The organism is Rhizobium sp. P1_C7, assembly GCF_056406295.1.
Genome location: NZ_JBFUAL010000005.1, coordinates 269,804 through 285,894, shown reverse-complemented (window position 1 = coordinate 285,894; position 16,091 = coordinate 269,804). Strand labels below are relative to the sequence as shown.

Annotated in this window: 20 protein-coding genes; 14 read left to right on the top strand and 6 right to left on the bottom strand. The window is 60.0% G+C overall.

Features of this window, described 5'->3' with window-relative positions; all coding sequences use genetic code 11:
* Window positions 1–56 precede the first annotated feature (56 nt).
* Complete coding sequence (locus AC1D2R_RS10155; RefSeq protein WP_003581120.1) at window positions 57–272, top strand: cold-shock protein; 216 nt, start codon at window positions 57–59, stop codon at window positions 270–272.
* A gap of 160 nt (window positions 273–432) precedes the next feature.
* Window positions 433–849 (top strand): BA14K family protein, encoded by a 417-nt coding sequence (locus AC1D2R_RS10150; RefSeq protein WP_477967251.1) that lies wholly within the window; start codon window positions 433–435, stop codon window positions 847–849.
* Window positions 850–910: 61 nt separating this feature from the next.
* On the opposite strand, the gene AC1D2R_RS10145 is transcribed toward AC1D2R_RS10150, so the two are convergent.
* Window positions 911–1,558, bottom strand: coding sequence for an MBL fold metallo-hydrolase (locus AC1D2R_RS10145; RefSeq protein WP_477967149.1), 648 nt, complete (start codon window positions 1,556–1,558; stop codon window positions 911–913).
* Between the two features lie 287 nt (window positions 1,559–1,845).
* Between AC1D2R_RS10145 and AC1D2R_RS10140 the strand changes: the two genes are divergently transcribed.
* Together AC1D2R_RS10140 and AC1D2R_RS10135 are read left to right on the top strand one after the other, a co-directional pair.
* Window positions 1,846–2,457, top strand: coding sequence for a DUF1236 domain-containing protein (locus AC1D2R_RS10140; protein ID WP_477967148.1), 612 nt, complete (start codon window positions 1,846–1,848; stop codon window positions 2,455–2,457).
* A 218-nt stretch (window positions 2,458–2,675) separates the two neighbouring features.
* Window positions 2,676–2,807: a hypothetical protein gene (locus AC1D2R_RS10135; protein WP_477967147.1), complete on the top strand. Its 132-nt coding sequence runs from the start codon at window positions 2,676–2,678 to the stop codon at window positions 2,805–2,807.
* Between the two features lie 61 nt (window positions 2,808–2,868).
* On the opposite strand, the gene AC1D2R_RS10130 is transcribed toward AC1D2R_RS10135, so the two are convergent.
* Window positions 2,869–3,756: a branched-chain amino acid aminotransferase gene (locus AC1D2R_RS10130; protein ID WP_477967146.1), complete on the bottom strand. Its 888-nt coding sequence runs from the start codon at window positions 3,754–3,756 to the stop codon at window positions 2,869–2,871.
* A gap of 253 nt (window positions 3,757–4,009) precedes the next feature.
* Here AC1D2R_RS10130 and AC1D2R_RS10125 point away from each other — a divergent pair, with 253 nt between their 5' ends.
* The 4 genes from AC1D2R_RS10125 to AC1D2R_RS10110 are packed head-to-tail and all read left to right on the top strand — an operon-like array spanning window position 4,010 to window position 7,204.
* Window positions 4,010–4,507: a MarR family winged helix-turn-helix transcriptional regulator gene (locus AC1D2R_RS10125; protein ID WP_477967145.1), complete on the top strand. Its 498-nt coding sequence runs from the start codon at window positions 4,010–4,012 to the stop codon at window positions 4,505–4,507.
* Window positions 4,508–5,209: a response regulator gene (locus AC1D2R_RS10120; protein WP_477967144.1), complete on the top strand. Its 702-nt coding sequence runs from the start codon at window positions 4,508–4,510 to the stop codon at window positions 5,207–5,209.
* Between the two features lie 28 nt (window positions 5,210–5,237).
* Complete coding sequence (locus AC1D2R_RS10115; RefSeq protein ID WP_477967143.1) at window positions 5,238–6,614, top strand: ATP-binding protein; 1,377 nt, start codon at window positions 5,238–5,240, stop codon at window positions 6,612–6,614.
* Between the two features lie 8 nt (window positions 6,615–6,622).
* Window positions 6,623–7,204: a DUF1349 domain-containing protein gene (locus tag AC1D2R_RS10110; RefSeq protein ID WP_477967142.1), complete on the top strand. Its 582-nt coding sequence runs from the start codon at window positions 6,623–6,625 to the stop codon at window positions 7,202–7,204.
* Between the two features lie 19 nt (window positions 7,205–7,223).
* On the opposite strand, the gene AC1D2R_RS10105 is transcribed toward AC1D2R_RS10110, so the two are convergent.
* The 4 genes from AC1D2R_RS10105 to AC1D2R_RS10090 all read right to left on the bottom strand — a co-directional run bounded on the left by AC1D2R_RS10105 (window position 7,224) and on the right by AC1D2R_RS10090 (window position 9,555).
* Window positions 7,224–7,565, bottom strand: coding sequence for a tRNA-binding protein (locus tag AC1D2R_RS10105; RefSeq protein WP_477967141.1), 342 nt, complete (start codon window positions 7,563–7,565; stop codon window positions 7,224–7,226).
* Between the two features lie 9 nt (window positions 7,566–7,574).
* Window positions 7,575–8,399 carry a pyrroline-5-carboxylate reductase gene (gene proC / locus AC1D2R_RS10100; protein WP_477967140.1) on the bottom strand — a complete coding sequence of 275 codons (825 nt, stop codon included), beginning with the start codon at window positions 8,397–8,399 and terminating at the stop codon, window positions 7,575–7,577.
* Between the two features lies 1 nt (window position 8,400).
* A complete protein-coding gene (locus AC1D2R_RS10095) occupies window positions 8,401–8,901 on the bottom strand; it encodes a type III secretion system chaperone family protein (protein ID WP_037058615.1) in 501 nt (166 codons plus the stop codon).
* Between the two features lie 393 nt (window positions 8,902–9,294).
* Complete coding sequence (locus tag AC1D2R_RS10090) at window positions 9,295–9,555, bottom strand: accessory factor UbiK family protein (protein WP_477967139.1); 261 nt, start codon at window positions 9,553–9,555, stop codon at window positions 9,295–9,297.
* Between the two features lie 192 nt (window positions 9,556–9,747).
* Between AC1D2R_RS10090 and lgt the strand changes: the two genes are divergently transcribed.
* The 6 genes from lgt (at window position 9,748) to AC1D2R_RS10060 (ending at window position 15,757) form a co-directional block, all read left to right on the top strand.
* A complete protein-coding gene (gene lgt / locus AC1D2R_RS10085) occupies window positions 9,748–10,596 on the top strand; it encodes a prolipoprotein diacylglyceryl transferase (RefSeq protein WP_477967138.1) in 849 nt (282 codons plus the stop codon).
* 25 nt (window positions 10,597–10,621) lie between these two features.
* Entirely contained in the window at window positions 10,622–11,722 is a 1,101-nt protein-coding gene (locus AC1D2R_RS10080; protein WP_477967137.1) for a class I SAM-dependent methyltransferase, read from the top strand.
* 97 nt (window positions 11,723–11,819) lie between these two features.
* The gene (gene pgeF / locus AC1D2R_RS10075) at window positions 11,820–12,614 is read left to right on the top strand and encodes a peptidoglycan editing factor PgeF (protein ID WP_477967136.1); all 795 of its coding nucleotides are present in this window, start codon (window positions 11,820–11,822) and stop codon (window positions 12,612–12,614) included.
* A 5-nt stretch (window positions 12,615–12,619) separates the two neighbouring features.
* Window positions 12,620–13,771 carry a M24 family metallopeptidase gene (locus AC1D2R_RS10070; protein ID WP_477967135.1) on the top strand — a complete coding sequence of 384 codons (1,152 nt, stop codon included), beginning with the start codon at window positions 12,620–12,622 and terminating at the stop codon, window positions 13,769–13,771.
* Between the two features lie 104 nt (window positions 13,772–13,875).
* Window positions 13,876–14,718: a hypothetical protein gene (locus AC1D2R_RS10065; protein ID WP_477967134.1), complete on the top strand. Its 843-nt coding sequence runs from the start codon at window positions 13,876–13,878 to the stop codon at window positions 14,716–14,718.
* Between the two features lie 106 nt (window positions 14,719–14,824).
* Complete coding sequence (locus AC1D2R_RS10060; protein WP_057469286.1) at window positions 14,825–15,757, top strand: ribose-phosphate pyrophosphokinase; 933 nt, start codon at window positions 14,825–14,827, stop codon at window positions 15,755–15,757.
* Window positions 15,758–16,091 lie beyond the last annotated feature (334 nt).

Here is a 16,091-nt window from a genome sequence, read left to right as displayed (position 1 = left end):
CATTATCAGTGATGCTGCCCGTGTGGATGACGGGCAGAGATAAAAGGACCTGACGCATGGCCGAGACTGGCACTGTAAAATTCTTCAATACCGACAAGGGCTTCGGCTTCATCAAGCCGGACCGTGGCGGCGCTGATATCTTTGTTCACATTTCAGCCGTTCAGGCTTCGGGTCTTGCCGGACTGACGGAAAACCAGAAGGTAAGCTTCGACACGGAGCCGGATCGCCGCGGCAAGGGTCCGAAGGCTGTCAACCTGCAGATTTCGGGCTGATATTTCAGCCCGGGCTGACACCTTAGCCAACGCTGTCAATTCGAGTTGAAGCCCGGCAGGAATGCCGGGTTTTGTCGTTCAGCCTGTATTCACATCCCCGCCCTTACCTTGACATCATCAAGGTGCAAGACCGCTGATTAGTTGAACAGGACAGGACATGATGAATAGGCTCGCCAAAACCCTCTTTCTGACGGCAACCGCTGCTGCCATCACATTCTCGTCGATCGGTGCGGCATCGGCTGACGATTGGCGCTATAACCATTATCACAACCACAACAACGATGCGCTCGTAGGCGGTGCAGTCGGTCTTGCAACCGGCCTGATCGTAGGCTCGGCAATCGCCAGCGCTCCGCGTTATGACGAACCACGTTACATTGACCCCCCTTATGCGTATGACGATGCGCCGGTCTATCGTGCACCGCCGCGCTACTATCGCCCGGTACAGGTCCGTGCTGCGGTCGAGCCCTGGACGCCGCAGTGGGAACGTTTTTGCTCCTATCGCTATCGTTCGTTCGATCCGCGGAGCGGTACCTTCATCGGCAACGACGGCCGAAGCCATTTCTGCGTAGCGAACTGATAACGTCAGCCGAAGGCAAACCAAGCGCCGCTTTTCAGCGGCGCTTTTGTTTTGAGCAGGGTCAGATCCCCTGCAGGTAAGGATTGTTGCGTCGCTCGTCGCCGATTCGACTGCCGGGACCGTGGCCGCAGATGAAACCGACGTCGTCGCCCAAAGGCAGCACTTTCTCTCGAATGGAATCCAGGAGCTGCTGGTGGTTGCCGCCAGGCAGATCGGTGCGGCCGATCGAGCCGCTGAAGAGCACGTCACCCAGGTGCGCAAAGTTCTGCGCTCGGTTGAAGTAGATGACATGGCCAGGAGCGTGCCCGGGCGTATGGTACACCTCGAACGTATGTTCGCCGAAAGATACCCTGTCGCCGTCCTTTAGCCAGCGATCGGGCAGGACGTTCTGCATACCCGCCGGCAAGCCGTATTTCTGCGACTGCGTCTCGATGCGCGTCAGCAGCGGAAGATCGTCCTCATGCGGTCCGACGATATCGACGCCCAATGCTTCCTTCAGCTCCTTGGCGCCGCCGGCATGATCAAGATGGCCATGCGTCAGCCAGATCTCCTTGATGACCAGGTTGTTGTCCTTGACCGCTTGCAGAATGATTGGCACATCGCCGCCGGGATCCACCACGACGCCTTCCTTCGTCTCGGGATCGAACAGGATCGTGCAGTTTTGCTGGAACGCCGTCACAGGAATAATGCCTGCCTGGAGCATGCTCATGAGTGCCTCGCTTCGTCTTTCTGATGGACCGATATAGTCCGGAAATGAAGCCGGCACACCGCCATTTTTGTAAACATTACGTCATATCCAAATGGCGAGACGCTGCAGCATCACAAAAAGTCACAGCCACGAAACCCAAGGTGATGCTGAAAGAAAATCAGGATTTCAACAATAATTCAATTGGTTACTGAACGGTCAGAAAGCCCTCTCTCAGCCAGTGGTCGGAAATCTGGGAACCTCCCGTCAGGCGGGGCGTTACCAGCCCGTTGGAAAGAAGGAGAACCAAGATGACCTTGAAGCGAGAACTTTTCCTGGCTGGCGCAATCGTCGCGGGAAGCGCCGGCTTTGCCCAGGCGGAAATGGCTGCGACGGCCATCAACGATCTTACGATCCATGCAGGCCCAGGCACGCAATACCGATCCGTAGGCGTTGCCCCACGCGGCTCGGAAACCATCCTCGACGGCTGCATTCAGGATAGTCGCTGGTGCCGGGTCGACGTGAACGGCGTTCGTGGCTGGGTCTACGCGCAATATTTGCAGATGGACCAGGGTGGCGATACTGTCATCGTCCAGGACCACCGGGGCGATCTCGGCGTTCCCATAGTGACCTATGAAACGACAGCCAGCGTTGCTCCGGCCGAACCAGCCCCCGGGGACGAGCTGCTCGGCCCCGTCGGCTCGGTGGAAGCGATAGATCCGCCCGAGACGGTTACGACCTATATAGAAACCAATCCGGGTCGGACATATGACGTCGGGGGCGACGTGGTTGTCGGCGCACAAGTCCCCGGCGAGGTGACTTTCCAGGAGATCCCCGACTACCAATATCGCTATGCGCGCATCAACGACCGGCCGGTTCTGGTGGATCCCGGCAGCAGACGTATTGTCTATGTCTATCGATAACAGCGGAAATCGATGACCAGCGGGTGATCAGCAGGGCGGCCTCAGGGCCGCCTCTCGTGCGGGAATGCACGCGCCAGATTTTTCACGCATCGGTTGCTATCCATGTCGCTGCCGCCTTTCATATGCTAAGATACTGATATCCAGACGATAGCCCTGTTGCCCGCTGGACGCCGGATCGCCTGTAGGGCTGGTCATCCCGTTGGGTGGCGCAGTCGGCGATGCGTTTGAGGAAGCGCGAACTACCACTCATTACCCCAGTGATCGCGGGCGCAGTCGCCAGAACCATCGCCGGCGCGATCGGCGGCATCCTGTCGACGATCGTCGGTGCCGTTGTCGCCAAGGCAAGATAGCACACGCAAGAAAAACGGCCGGCCTCCCATGGAAACTGGCCGCAGCGCGCGTGCCATATTGTTATCCCGCCGCAGCAGCCGGGTTAACTTCCCTGACGTAGTCGTTCATCAGCGTCTCGCAGATTGTAGAGGGGGTAAACCGGTAAGGACCGATTTCAGAGACGGGGGTCACTTCTGCGGCCGATCCGGTCAGGAAGCATTCGCTGAACGTTGAAAGCTCTTCGGGCATGATGACGCGCTCGACGACTTCAATCCCGCGACGCCTGGCGAGCTCAATCACGGTTTGCCGGGTGATGCCGTTGAGGAAGCAATCCGGCGTCGGCGTATGGATGACGCCTTCCTTGATGAAAAAGATGTTTGCGCCAGTCGCCTCTGCGACCTGCCCGCGATAATCGAGCATCAGTGCATCGGCATAGCCCTTGGCTTCGGCAGCGTGCTTCGAAATGGTGCAGATCATGTAGAGTCCGGCTGCCTTGGACGAGGACGGCGCCGTCTTCGGGTCAGGACGGCGATACTCGGCAATATCGAGACGAATGCCCTTGAGCTTTTCAGCCGGGTTGAAGTAGCTGCCCCACTGCCAGATGGCGATCGCGACGTTGATGCGGTTCGACTGAGCTGAAACGCCCATCATTTCGCTGCCGCGCCAGGCGATCGGGCGGACATAGGCCTCCGAAAAGCCCTGACGTTTCAACAGCTCGACCGTGGCTGCATCCAGTTCGGCGACGGAATACGGGATCTTGAAACCTAGGATTTCCGCCGATCTGTGCAGACGCTCGTTATGCTGCGTGAGTTTGAAGACCTTGCCGCCATAGGCGCGTTCGCCCTCAAATACGGCACTGGCATAATGGAGACCATGCGTCAGCACGTGGATCTTGGCATCCTTCCACGCAACGAACTCACCGTTGAACCAGATTTCGCCATCCAGCTGATCGAAAGGAACTGAAGCCATCCTGCACTCCTCGGCGCGCCTACGCCATGCCTGTTGATTGTTGTCCCAAATACGTTCTATCCACTGAAGTAGGGGAAATTGCGCGTCGATCGGGAGTTTTGCGAAGGCGGGTCGGGTTTTCGGTGGAAACTGCGATCTCTTTGGCTTCGCAAAGCCCGCGGAAGCTAACAATGACGTAAAATTATGTCAATAAAGCTGACATAATTTTTCAGATAGTTCCCGAAGGACGCCGAATAAGAAAGGAAATGCCAAATTGGCACGACAGCCCAGCCCGAAAGCCGGCAAGCCAGAGCCGCTGAAGATGCCGATGGAAAACACCGACACCATCGACTTCGACATCATCGAGCTGCTGTTTTTCTCCTATCGCGACTTCGTTTCCGACCCCGATGCCATCCTGTCGGAAAGCGGCTTCGGACGCGCGCATCACCGCGTGGTGCATTTCGTTAACCGCAATCCGGGCATGACCGTTGCCGATCTTCTGGATACGTTGAAGATTACCAAGCAGAGTCTCGCACGGGTACTCAAACAGCTCATCGATTCGGGGTATATCAGGCAGCTTGCGGGGCCGCAGGACAGACGGCAGCGCAAGCTATATCCGACCAAGACGGGGCGCGAACTGGCCTTTGCACTGGCAGAGCCGCAATCGCGCCGTATTGAGAGAGCATTCGACGGAGCTACTCCGGAAGTACGGGAAGGTGTGAAAGCCTTTCTGAGGGGCATGCGGAACAGACAAAACTCGAAAGCGGACTGAATGGCGGCGAAAACAGTTATTTCGGACGATGCAGCGCATTTGCTCGTTGTGGACGATGACACGCGCATTCGCGCCCTGCTTAACCGTTACCTGACCGAGAACGGTTTCCGGGTAACCGTGGCGGCCGACGGCGCCGAAGCCCGGCGCAAGCTGGCCGGCCTCGACTTCGATCTGATCATCATGGATGTGATGATGCCTGGCGAATCCGGGATCGACGTCACGAAGGGCCTGCGCACGATCAAGAGCGTGCCGATCATCATGCTCACCGCACTCGCGGAAGCGGGCAGTCGCATTGCCGGTCTGGAGGCTGGAGCCGACGATTATCTTCCCAAGCCTTTCGATCCACGCGAACTCGTTCTGCGCATCAACAACATCCTGCGCCGCAATGCCACGAACGACGCACCGAAGATCGAACAGGTGATGTTTGGCCCCTACACATTCTCGCTGACCCGCAAGGAACTGAAGAAAGCCTCCGAGGTCGTCCGTCTCACCGACCGGGAGCAGGAAATCATGCTGCTGTTCGCCAAACGCGCCGGCGACACCATTCCGCGTCACGAGCTGATCGGAAGCGACGTGGATGTCGGCGAGCGAACGATCGACGTGCAGATCAACCGCTTGCGCCGGAAAATCGAGGACGACCCTGCAAATCCGGTCTGGCTCCAGACGGTTCGTGGTATAGGATATCGGCTGAGCATCGATTGAGGACCCAACGTCAGGACCGGCGATCTAGATGGTGACATTCGATTCCCTGCGGCGCGAGGACCGCTCACTTACCTACGGATGGCGATGGTTTGGCCGTTGGCTGCGCCGCCAGCTGCCCAAAGGCCTCTATGTCCGCTCGCTTCTCATCATCATCATTCCGATGGTGCTGCTGCAATCCGTCGTCGCCGCCCTTTTCATGGAACGGCACTGGCAGATGGTCACGCAGCGGCTCTCGATGGCAGTGACGCGCGATATTGCGGCTATCATTCAAATGATCGAGACCTATCCTCAGGATACCGACTACAGCGAAGCAACGCGCATCGCGCGCGACCAGCTCGGCCTGCAGATATCGATCGAACAGGACGGCGAACTGCCTCCGCCGCGCATCAAGCCGTTCTTCTCGATCCTGGATGGCATTTTGAGCGATGAGATCAGCGACCAGATCAAGCGCCCGTTCTGGATCGACACGGTAGGCGACTCCAACCTTGTGGAGATCCGGGTAAAGCTCAAGGACAAGATACTGCGCGTGCTGGCGAGGCGCAGCCAGACCTACGCCTCCAACACCCATATTTTCATCGTATGGATGGTTGGAGCATCGCTCGTGCTGATCACCATCTCCATTCTCTTCCTCCGGGGCCAGATCCGCCCGATCCAGACGCTGGCCGCCGCCGCCGAAAGCTTCGGCAAGGGCCAGAAGGCGGACAACTTCTATCCGCGCGGCGCAGACGAAGTCCGCCGCGCCGGTCTCGCCTTCATTCTCATGCGCGAACGTATCGAGCGCCAGATGGAGCAGCGCACCGCCATGCTGACCGGCGTCAGCCACGACCTGCGCACCATCCTGACCCGCTTCAAGCTGCAGCTCGCGCTCGCGGGCGATCATCCGGATCTGCATGGATTGAATGAGGACATCAACGACATGCAATCGATGCTGGAGGCCTACATGGCCTTTGCCCGCAGCGAAGTCGAAGAGGATGTCGGCGAACTGAAGCTCAGCGAACTCTTCGAGAAACTCGAGCCGGATTTCGCCTTGCACGGCAAGACGCTCACCTATGCGATCGAAGGCGACGACAGCATTTCGGTCCGTCCGACCGCCTTCACCCGCCTGGCGACAAATCTCGCCTCCAACGCCCGTCGCTATGCCAGCACGCTCAGCATAGACGCGAGACACAGTGCGAAATGGCTGACCATCACGTTCGACGACGACGGCCCGGGAGTTCCGGAGAAGAACCGCGAGGACGTCTTCAAGCCCTTCTTCCGGCTCGACGAAGCGCGAAACCTGGATGCATCGGGCACCGGTCTTGGCCTTGCTATCGCCCGTGACATCGCCCGCAGCCACGGGGGCAACGTGACGCTGGGCGACAGTCCGCAGGGCGGTTTGCGCGCAACGATCCGCCTGCCTGCGTGAGATATCCGATGACCATCGCTGCAAATGACATGAAGTGGTTCAATCCCCCGCCCTTCGTCGAAGAGCGCGACGGCGCGCTGCATGTTCGCTCGGGCGAGAAAACGGATTTCTGGCAGGGTACCTACTACGGATTTCATCGCGACGACGGCCATTTCCTGCATCAGTCCCGACGCGGCGATTTCACCGCCGAACTCTGTTTCTCGGGGCGCTACGAGACACTGTACGATCAGGCCGGTATCATGCTGCGAGCCGATGCCACGCACTGGATGAAATGTGGAATAGAATTCACGGATGGAGCCAGACATTTCAGCGTCGTCGTGACCAACGGCAATTCCGATTGGTCGGCCTTGCGCATCGATCATGATTTTGAGCGAATGGCCGTGCGGGTCACGCGCAACCGCGATGCCCTCTTCATCCAGTTCAAGACCGATCGCATGACCGAGCGGCAAATGGCCCGCCTCGCCTGGTTCGATCCGGAATTGAAGGAGTTGGCGGTCGGCCCGGTCTTTTGTTCACCTAAGCGCGCGGGCTTCGAAGCCGTATTCCACGACTACCGCCTCACCGACCCGCTTTCCCGCGATATCCACTGATCCCATCAGCATTCGCTGATCACATCAGTTTCTTGCCGTTCGGGACGGGCTTGTCGGTCGCGGCGAGCACGATGGCGCCTGCCTCATCTTCGAAGCCGAGCGTCAGCACTTCGGACCGGAACGGGCCGATCTGGCGCGGCGGAAAGTTGACGACGCCGAGAACCTGCCGTCCGACAAGGTCCTCCAAAGTGTAATGCACCGTAATCTGCGCCGATGATTTCTTCACGCCGATGTCGGGACCAAAGTCGATCAGCAGCTTGATCGCGGGCTTGCGTGCTTGCGGAAAAGGAGTGGCCTCGATGATCGTTCCGACGCGAATGTCGACACGCTCGAAATCGGCGTAGGTGATCTCTTCGGTCATCACAGCGCCTCAGCCGGCAAGTTCTTCGGCGCGCTTGCGCGCAGCCGCAAGCGCCTTGTCGAACAGCGGCTGCATCGCGTCCTCGGCCATCAACACCGAAAGAGCTGCCGCAGTGGTGCCACCTGGAGACGTCACGTTCTGTCGAAGGCGCGAAGCGTCGTCGGGGGACTGATGCAAGAGTTCACCAGCCCCCGCGACCGTTTCCCGTGCGAGGCGCATGGCAAGGTCCGCCTGCAGGCCGAGTTTGCGGCCTGCTTCTGCCATGCATTCGACGAGATAAAACACATACGCCGGACCGCTGCCCGACAGTGCGGTGACCGCATCGATATCGGCTTCGTCAGGCACCCACTCGACAGGACCGGATACGCGCAAAAGCGCATGCACGTGGTCGCGTTGCGTTTGCGTAACACGCCCGTTGGCAAAGGCACCGGTTACGCCACGCCCCACCATTGCCGGAGTGTTCGGCATGGCGCGAACCATCGCGGCCTCGCCGAGATGCCTTTCGAGAAAGCCGAGCGTTTTGCCTGCTGCAACCGAGACGACCACCGTCGTGGCGCCAACCGCGCTCTTGACCAGGGGCAGAACCGCTTCCATCACCTGTGGCTTGACGGCAAGAAACAGCACGCCCGCCGTCAGGTCGGAAGGAACAGCCGTCACATGGGTCGCGCCAGCGGCCCTGATGGTATCCATCATCTGTGCCGAAGGACCCGGATCCACGACGACCACCGAAGCTCCCGGGACACCGCTCTTCAGCCAGCCGGAGAGCATTGCGCCTCCCATATTGCCGGCACCGACGAGAACGATTGGGCCCGAAGACGAAAGCACTGACGACATTTTACGCTTCACCTACCGTTTCAAACAGAACCGCTTCCATTGCGCGGTTGGCTTCCATGCCGGACCAAATCACGAACTGAAATGCCTGATAGTAGGCTTCGCAGGTATCGAGCGCGCTGGCCAGCAGCACCTCGACCTGTCTGTTCGTCGGCTCGGCACCGCCGGCAAGCAGGAGAGACTGCCGGAAAATGATCACATCTTCCTGGCGCCAGACATCGAAGTGCCCCATCAGCACCTGGCCGTTGATCGCCGCCAGAAGCCTTGTGACTTCATTCATCCGCTGTTCCGGCACCTTGATATCGAAGGCGCAGCCGAGATGCAGCGCTTCAAACTCTTCCATCCAGGAAAAGGAGACGTGGTAATCCGTCCACTTGCCTTCGACCGTCATTGCGATCTCATCGTCGCCGGACCGCTCGAAAGCCCAGTCGTTGTTGGCGGCGACGTACTCGATCATATCGACCGGGTTCGACTGACGCTCGACTTCCAATTCCATGAGGCTCATGCAGCACCTTCTTGACCGGAGTGAATGCGCAACGACTTTGTCCAACGAGACACAGCAGAAACGCATACAGCTACCCGGAAACCACCAACTCAGATGATCGTTGAACCGCTTACCAGACTTACGCAGTGAACCTGCCCGGAGCTTACCAACCGCTTCGAATCATCATTTAAAATCAGTGTATAACGCACCCGGTGGCATACCAGCCCCAAAAGGCCCGTTTTCGGAAACGCCACTGTGGAAAGGTGTTTGGATTTGCATACAGAAGGGGGATTAAGCGACTCTGCGAATTGGCTTTTTTGGCAGTGTCCACAGGTGGATAACCGCACCGGCTTTTTTGGCCGTAGCCGCGGCGTGTCTCATAAAGGCCACACCACGGCCTGTCTCAAAACGAGATTAATTGCCTTTTGCGGCAAGTTTCGCTTCCAGCGCTGCTATGCGCGCCAAAAGGGCTTCGTTTTCGTCGCGCGCCTTGATCGCCATTTCGCGCACGGCCTCGAATTCCTCGCGCTTGACGATGTCCATGCTGTTCAGCCAGCGCTCGGCCTGCGCGTTGAACGCGGTCTCGATCTCCTTGCGCACGCCCTGGGCAGCGCCGGCGGCATCGGTCATCAACTTCGCGAACTCGTCCATGATGCGGTTTGCTCCAGTCGTCATGGCGGTCTTCTCCCTTTTAAGTGAATAGGTTCGGGCCTGCGCGGCCTATGAGGATGAGGTAGGACTTCGCCATTAAGGATGCAAGCGCTTTGCTCTGGATAAGCACGCCGCGCATTACGGATCACTAACAATCGACTTGACCGTCTGCGGGCGTAGCGCCATGTTCCGCCGACATCAACGGATGGGAACACCTTGCCGACAGCTGCCAACCTTCTGGCCATCATGCCTTTCCCTGACATCGATCCGATCGCGTTTTCGATCGGTCCCTTGGCTATCCACTGGTACGGTCTCGCCTATGTCACCGGCATCATGCTCGGCTGGTACTATGCGCGGTTGATCGCGGGCAACGACAAGCTCTGGCCGGACAACGCCTCGCCGATCTCAAGGACACAGCTCGACGACTTCATCGTCTGGGTAGCGCTCGGGATCGTGCTGGGCGGACGCATCGGCTATATCCTCTTCTACGACCTGCCCTCAGTGATCGAAAGCCCGATCCGCGCGATCCAGATCTGGAACGGCGGCATGTCCTTCCACGGCGGATTGGCAGGCACGACGATTGCGATGATCATCTTCGCGCGGCGCAACGCTATTCCGTTGTGGAGCCTTTTCGACATCGTCTCGGCCGTCGTTCCGATCGGGCTGTTCTGCGGCCGCATTGCCAATTTCATCAATGGCGAGCTCTGGGGCCGGCTGGCGGACGTCCCATGGGCGGTCGTCTTTCCGACGGGCGGCCCCTTTGCCCGCCACCCCAGCCAGCTCTACGAAGCCGGCCTTGAGGGCATCGTGCTGCTCATCGTGCTCGCCGTATTGATCTACGCGTTGCGCGCACTGAAATCGCCTGGGTTTGTCACTGGCGTGTTTGTCGGCGGCTACGCCCTGTCCCGTATTTTCGTTGAATTCTTCCGCGAGCCGGATGCCCAGCTTGGCTATCTTCTCGGCACCGGCTGGCTGACGATGGGAATGGTCCTCTCGTCTCCCATGTTTCTACTTGGCGTCTGGGCCATGATCCGTGCCCGCCGGCAGGCTGCCCTGCAGCACTGATCTGGGCCGTTGGAGGAGGAGAAAAGTGACCACCGCACTCGGTGAAAAGATCAAGGCGATCATCCAGGCGAACGGACCGATCAGCGTGACCGATTTCTTTTCGCTCTGCCTCGCAGATCCCGAATACGGCTACTATCGCACCCGCGAACCCTTTGGGCTTTCTGGCGATTTCGTGACGGCGCCCGAAGTCAGCCAGTTGTTCGGCGAAATGATCGGCGTCTTCGTCGTTCACGCCTGGCAGCGTCACGGGACACCCGCGGATGTCAGGCTTGTCGAGATCGGCCCCGGCCGCGGCACCATGATGGCCGATATGCTGCGGGTGATCTCCCGCCTCGCGCCGCCGCTTTTCGAAGCCACGAAGGCGCACCTCGTGGAGACCAGCGAGCGCCTGCGCAACATCCAGCAGGAAACCCTTGCGGACCATGCGGGCAAGATCGAGTGGCATGCAGATTTTGACGAGGTGCCGCCGGGCTTCACGCTGATTGTTGCCAATGAGCTTTTCGACGCCATCCCTATCCGTCAGTTCGTCAAGACGGCGACGGGTTTTCGCGAGCGCATGGTTGGCCTTGACGCCGCTGGCGAACTGGCATTCGGTGCCGGCGTCGCAGGCATCGACCCTGCCCTTTTGCCGGAAGGGGCGCAGTCCATGCCTGCAGGCACGCTTTTCGAGATTTCTCCTGCCCGGCAATCCGTGATGCTTGCAATCGCTGAGCGGCTCAAGCGTTTTGACGGAACGGCGCTGGCGATCGACTACGGTCATCTGGTCACCGGCTTCGGTGACACGCTGCAGGCCGTTCGCATGCATGAGTTCGACCCGGCGCTCGCCCATCCGGGCGAAGCAGATCTGACCAGCCACGTCGATTTCCAGGCGCTCGCGCAAACCGCCGCTTCGGCAGGGCTGCATGTCAACGGGGCCCTCCGCCAGGGAGACTTTCTGGTCGGGCTCGGCATTCTTGAACGTGCCGCCGCGCTCGGACGCGATCACGAGCCACGCACGCAGCAGATTGTCCAGACCGCCGTCGATCGGCTTGCCGGCGAAGGCGAGGGAAAAATGGGGGAACTGTTCAAGGTCATGGCGGTTTCTCATCCCGATATCGGTCTCATGCCTTTCCGCCCTGTGGATTGACAGAGCGCGCGCGGCTGGGCCAACATCCGTGGCAACGAAAAACGCTTTGCCGAACAAGATCGCATAGGCAGCGCCAAACCCAATCTCGGAATGACTGATGACACATGCGCCATCCCCGGCACCTATCCAAAGCGCGCTGCTGAACCAGGCGACAGGCGGCGCAATCGTTCATGGCTATTTCACCCGGCAAGGGGGCGTGTCCGATGGCATCTATCGCGGCCTCAATGTCGGCCTTGGTTCGAATGACGACCGCGAGAGGGTGCAGGAAAATCGCCGGCGCGTCGCAAGCTGGTTCGCGCTGCCGCTCCAACGACTGGCGACCGTCCACCAGGTTCACTCGCCGGACGTCGTCGTCGTCGATGCCGCCTATGACGGTTCCCGCCCCCCCGCCGATGCGTTGGTAACCGCAACGCCCGGCATCGCGCTCGGTGTGCTCGCCGCCGATTGCGGGCCGATCCTGTTTGCCGATCCGGAAAAAAACGTCATCGGCGCGGCCCACGCCGGCTGGAAGGGCGCGCTGACCGGCGTCCTCGAAAACACAATCGATGCAATGGAGAAGCTTGGCGCCAGGCGGGAGGCGATCGTCGCCTGCCTCGGTCCATCGATCAGCCGCCAGAGCTACGAGGTTGGCCCCGAATTTGTCGACCGTTTTGTCAGCCAGAACAAGGCATATTCGCAGTATTTCACGGCATCGCAAAAACCCGGCCATGCGATGTTCGATCTTCCCGCACTCACCGTCGACCGGCTGCTTGCCGCAGGCGTCCGGGCGGAAAGCCTTGGGCTCTGCACCTATCCCGATAGCGAGCGATTCTACTCCTATCGGCGCACGACGCATAAACAGGAGCCGGACTACGGCCGGCAGATTTCTGCGATTGCCATTAGGGAGATTTGAGCGGTATGGCCTTGCACTTCGAGAAGCCCGAGTTCGCCAGCCGCCTCGCGCGCCTGACGGAAAAGATGCAGGAAGAAAAGCTCGACGCCGTCCTGCTCTTCGCTCAGGAGAGCATGTACTGGCTGACCGGCTACGACACCTTCGGCTACTGCTTCTTCCAGACCCTGGTGGTCAAATCAGACGGCACGATGGCCCTCATTACACGCTCGGCCGATCTGCGTCAGGCCAGGCAGACGTCGATCCTGGAGAACATCCACATCTGGGTCGACAGGGTGAACGCCGATCCGACGGTCGACCTCAAGAACCTGCTGGTCGAAATGGACTTGCTAGGCGCCCGTATCGGCATCGAATACGACACGCACGGCATGACCGGCCGTGTCGCCCGCCTGCTCGACACCCAGCTTGCGGCCTTCGGCCAGATCCTCGATGCTTCCTACCTCGTCAGCCGTCTGCGGCTGATCAAGAGCCCGGCTGAAATGAATTATGTCGAACGCGCCGCAGCACTGGCCGATGACGCGCTTGACGCCGCCATCGCGCTCACGAAGCCCGGCGCCGACGAGGCCGATATTCTCGCCGCCATGCAGGGGGCGGTTTTTGCTGGCGGCGGCGACTACCCCGCCAACGAGTTCATCATCGGCTCCGCGCAGGATGCTCTCCTCTGCCGCTACAAGGCCGGACGCAGGAAGCTCGATTCCAGCGATCAGCTGACGCTGGAATGGGCGGGCGCCTACGCGCACTATCATGCGGGGATGATGCGCACGATCGTCGTCGGCGAACCGGCCTATCGTCATCGCGAACTCTACAATGCCTGCCTCGAAACAATCCAGGCGATCGAAACCGTCCTGAAGCCTGGCCACACGTTTGGCGACGTCTTCGACATGCATTCCAAGATCATGGACGAACGTGGGCTTGCCCGCCATCGCCTCAACGCCTGTGGCTACTCGCTCGGCGCCCGCTTCTCGCCATCATGGATGGAGCACCAGATGTTCCACGTCGGGAACCCCCAGCCGATCGAGGCGGGTATGTCGCTCTTCGTCCACATGATCATCATGGATTCCGATACGGGAACGGCAATGACGCTTGGCCAGACCTATCGGACGACCGAGGGTGCGCCTCGAGCGCTGTCCCGTCATTCCCTGGATTTCATCAACGCCTGACGTAAAGCGTCCAGGCCAAGAATCCGCAATTGACACAGACCAGCCCCGACCGTCATAAAGTTGGCCGGGGCTGGCACGCGCATGAGGGAAGGACGAACCGAGGGATGACGCGAGTTGCGACGGCGCCCACGCTCATGGCCTGCCTAACCCTGCTATCGGCCTGCAATACCACGGATGCCCTCACCCCGCTGGTCGACATAGGCGACACGTCGGGCAGCGTCCGCTCGTCTCCTGTGACCCAACGCGATGTCGAACGCATGGCAGGAACGGCGCCGCGCCGACAGGCATTTGCGTCCGAGCCCCCACAAGGCACGTACCAGCAAGGCGGATACCATCCGGCCTACATAAAACAGGGATACAGGCAGGGCACCGGCACGCCTCCGACGACGATGGAGGCGCAGGCTCTCGCTCTCGACGGCGACGCCCGCCCGCCGGCAGCGTCCGCCCCGATCAAGGGAAAGACGCTTTCGGAGCCGGTCTCGAACGCTGAAGCCGAAGAACAGGACATGCTGGAACAGCCGGCGCGGCAGCAGCCTGCGCAGCAAAGCCAGACAGCAATGCTGAATCAGGGCACAAGCCGCGGCGCGACGGTGCGCTTTCTGCCCATCATCGGCGCCCCGGTCCAGGCGGTAACCCCGTTGTCGCGTCAACTCGGCGCCGAGGCGCGTTCGCACGGCCTTTCCATCAAGAGCTCCAACGACAACAGCAGCTCCTACATTCTGAAGGGCTATCTCTCCGCCTTTTCCGACAGCGGCAAGGTGACGGTCGTCTACGTCTGGGACGTACTGGACAACAGCGGCTCCCGCTTGCACCGCATCCAGGGACAGGAGAGCGTGCCGTCGGCAGCGCAGGATCCCTGGGCGGCCGTCCCCGCCTCTGTCATGCAGCAAATTGCCTCGAAGACGATCACCGAGTTCTCTTCGTGGCGTGAAGCTCGTGGTGGCTAAGCCACAAGCTTTTTAGAAATAAGGAAGCTTGTGGCGCCTTTGCGCTTGCATTCGGGAACAAGCTGGCTAAAAAGCGCGGCTATCAGCAGGTAACAGGCGGACCAAGATGAAGGTTTTCGCAGGCAATTCGAACCGGCATCTCGCCGAAGCGATCTGCAACTATCTCAATGTGCCCTTAGGCAGAGCCACCGTCAGAAGATTTGCCGATCAGGAAATCTTCGTGGAAATCCAGGAAAATGTTCGTGGCGAGGACGTCTTCCTTGTGCAGTCCACTTCGTTTCCGGCCAACGACCATTTGATGGAACTGCTGATTATGATCGACGCGATGCGTAGGTCTTCGGCACGACGCATCACGGCCGTTCTTCCCTACTTCGGCTACGCTCGCCAGGACCGCAAGCCGGGACCGCGCACGCCGATCTCTGCCAAGCTCGTCGCGAACCTGATCACCGAGGCTGGTGCCGATCGCGTCCTGACGCTCGACCTGCACGCCGGCCAGATCCAGGGCTTCTTCGACATTCCGACGGACAACCTCTATGCCGTGCCGATCCTGTCGCGCGACATCAAGGCAAACTACGATATCAGCAACGTCACGGTCGTCTCGCCGGACGTGGGCGGCGTCGTGCGCGCCCGTTCGCTTGCCAAGCGGCTCGACTGTCTGCTGGCGATCGTGGACAAGCGCCGCGACCGCCCCGGTGAATCTGAAGTCATGAACGTCATCGGCGACGTCACCGGCAAGGATTGCATCCTGATCGACGATATCGTCGATTCCGGCGGCACCCTCGTCAACGCCGCCGAGGCGCTGCTGAAGAATGGCGCGACCAGCGTCACAGCCTATATCACGCACGGCGTGCTGTCCGGCGGTGCTGTTACCCGCGTCACCTCCTCCAAGCTTCGAGAATTGGTCATCACCGACTCCATTCAGCCGACGACTGCCGTACTGTCCGCCCACAACATCCGCGTGGTCAGCACCGGCAGCCTCATCGGCGAAGCGATCAACCGCACCAGTCAGGAAGAGTCTGTTTCCAGCCTCTTTGACTGAGCACCCGCAGATGCTCGAACAGTTACAGGGCTTTGCGCTTGAAGCCTTCGGCTGGGATTTCGAACGAAGTCAAGCCGCACGTGGACCGATGATGCTTGCCGGTTTCACAACGCCGAAAAGGTCCGCGCTGCTTTTTCCGATATCGATGCTTTCGGCATGCCCCGCTGATGTCGACCGCAGCTATTCGCGACCGCCGCGCCCTCGTCCGCCGCAGCCGCAAATGTAGACCATGGAGTATGCGCCGGTCTGCGGCCAGCGCGGCCTGCGCACACAGATGTTGGCCAACGCCCGTCAGGCCCGCACGAGCGGTTTCCAGATCATCGGCCAAGGTGAA

Excerpts from the sequence above, each read along its gene's own strand:
- AC1D2R_RS10155 (WP_003581120.1), top strand. The coding sequence starts at position 57 with ATGGCCGAGACTGGCACTGTAAAATTCTTCAATACCGACAAGGGCTTC.
- AC1D2R_RS10150 (WP_477967251.1), top strand. The coding sequence starts at position 433 with ATGAATAGGCTCGCCAAAACCCTCTTTCTGACGGCAACCGCTGCTGCC.
- AC1D2R_RS10145 (WP_477967149.1), bottom strand. The coding sequence starts at position 1,558 with ATGAGCATGCTCCAGGCAGGCATTATTCCTGTGACGGCGTTCCAGCAA.
- AC1D2R_RS10140 (WP_477967148.1), top strand. The coding sequence starts at position 1,846 with ATGACCTTGAAGCGAGAACTTTTCCTGGCTGGCGCAATCGTCGCGGGA.
- AC1D2R_RS10135 (WP_477967147.1), top strand. The coding sequence starts at position 2,676 with ATGCGTTTGAGGAAGCGCGAACTACCACTCATTACCCCAGTGATCGCG.
- AC1D2R_RS10130 (WP_477967146.1), bottom strand. The coding sequence starts at position 3,756 with ATGGCTTCAGTTCCTTTCGATCAGCTGGATGGCGAAATCTGGTTCAAC.
- AC1D2R_RS10120 (WP_477967144.1), top strand. The coding sequence starts at position 4,508 with ATGGCGGCGAAAACAGTTATTTCGGACGATGCAGCGCATTTGCTCGTT.
- AC1D2R_RS10115 (WP_477967143.1), top strand. The coding sequence starts at position 5,238 with ATGGTGACATTCGATTCCCTGCGGCGCGAGGACCGCTCACTTACCTAC.
- AC1D2R_RS10110 (WP_477967142.1), top strand. The coding sequence starts at position 6,623 with ATGACCATCGCTGCAAATGACATGAAGTGGTTCAATCCCCCGCCCTTC.
- AC1D2R_RS10105 (WP_477967141.1), bottom strand. The coding sequence starts at position 7,565 with ATGACCGAAGAGATCACCTACGCCGATTTCGAGCGTGTCGACATTCGC.
- proC (WP_477967140.1), bottom strand. The coding sequence starts at position 8,399 with ATGTCGTCAGTGCTTTCGTCTTCGGGCCCAATCGTTCTCGTCGGTGCC.
- AC1D2R_RS10095 (WP_037058615.1), bottom strand. The coding sequence starts at position 8,901 with ATGAGCCTCATGGAATTGGAAGTCGAGCGTCAGTCGAACCCGGTCGAT.
- AC1D2R_RS10090 (WP_477967139.1), bottom strand. The coding sequence starts at position 9,555 with ATGACGACTGGAGCAAACCGCATCATGGACGAGTTCGCGAAGTTGATG.
- pgeF (WP_477967136.1), top strand. The coding sequence starts at position 11,820 with ATGACACATGCGCCATCCCCGGCACCTATCCAAAGCGCGCTGCTGAAC.
- AC1D2R_RS10070 (WP_477967135.1), top strand. The coding sequence starts at position 12,620 with ATGGCCTTGCACTTCGAGAAGCCCGAGTTCGCCAGCCGCCTCGCGCGC.
- AC1D2R_RS10065 (WP_477967134.1), top strand. The coding sequence starts at position 13,876 with ATGACGCGAGTTGCGACGGCGCCCACGCTCATGGCCTGCCTAACCCTG.
- AC1D2R_RS10060 (WP_057469286.1), top strand. The coding sequence starts at position 14,825 with ATGAAGGTTTTCGCAGGCAATTCGAACCGGCATCTCGCCGAAGCGATC.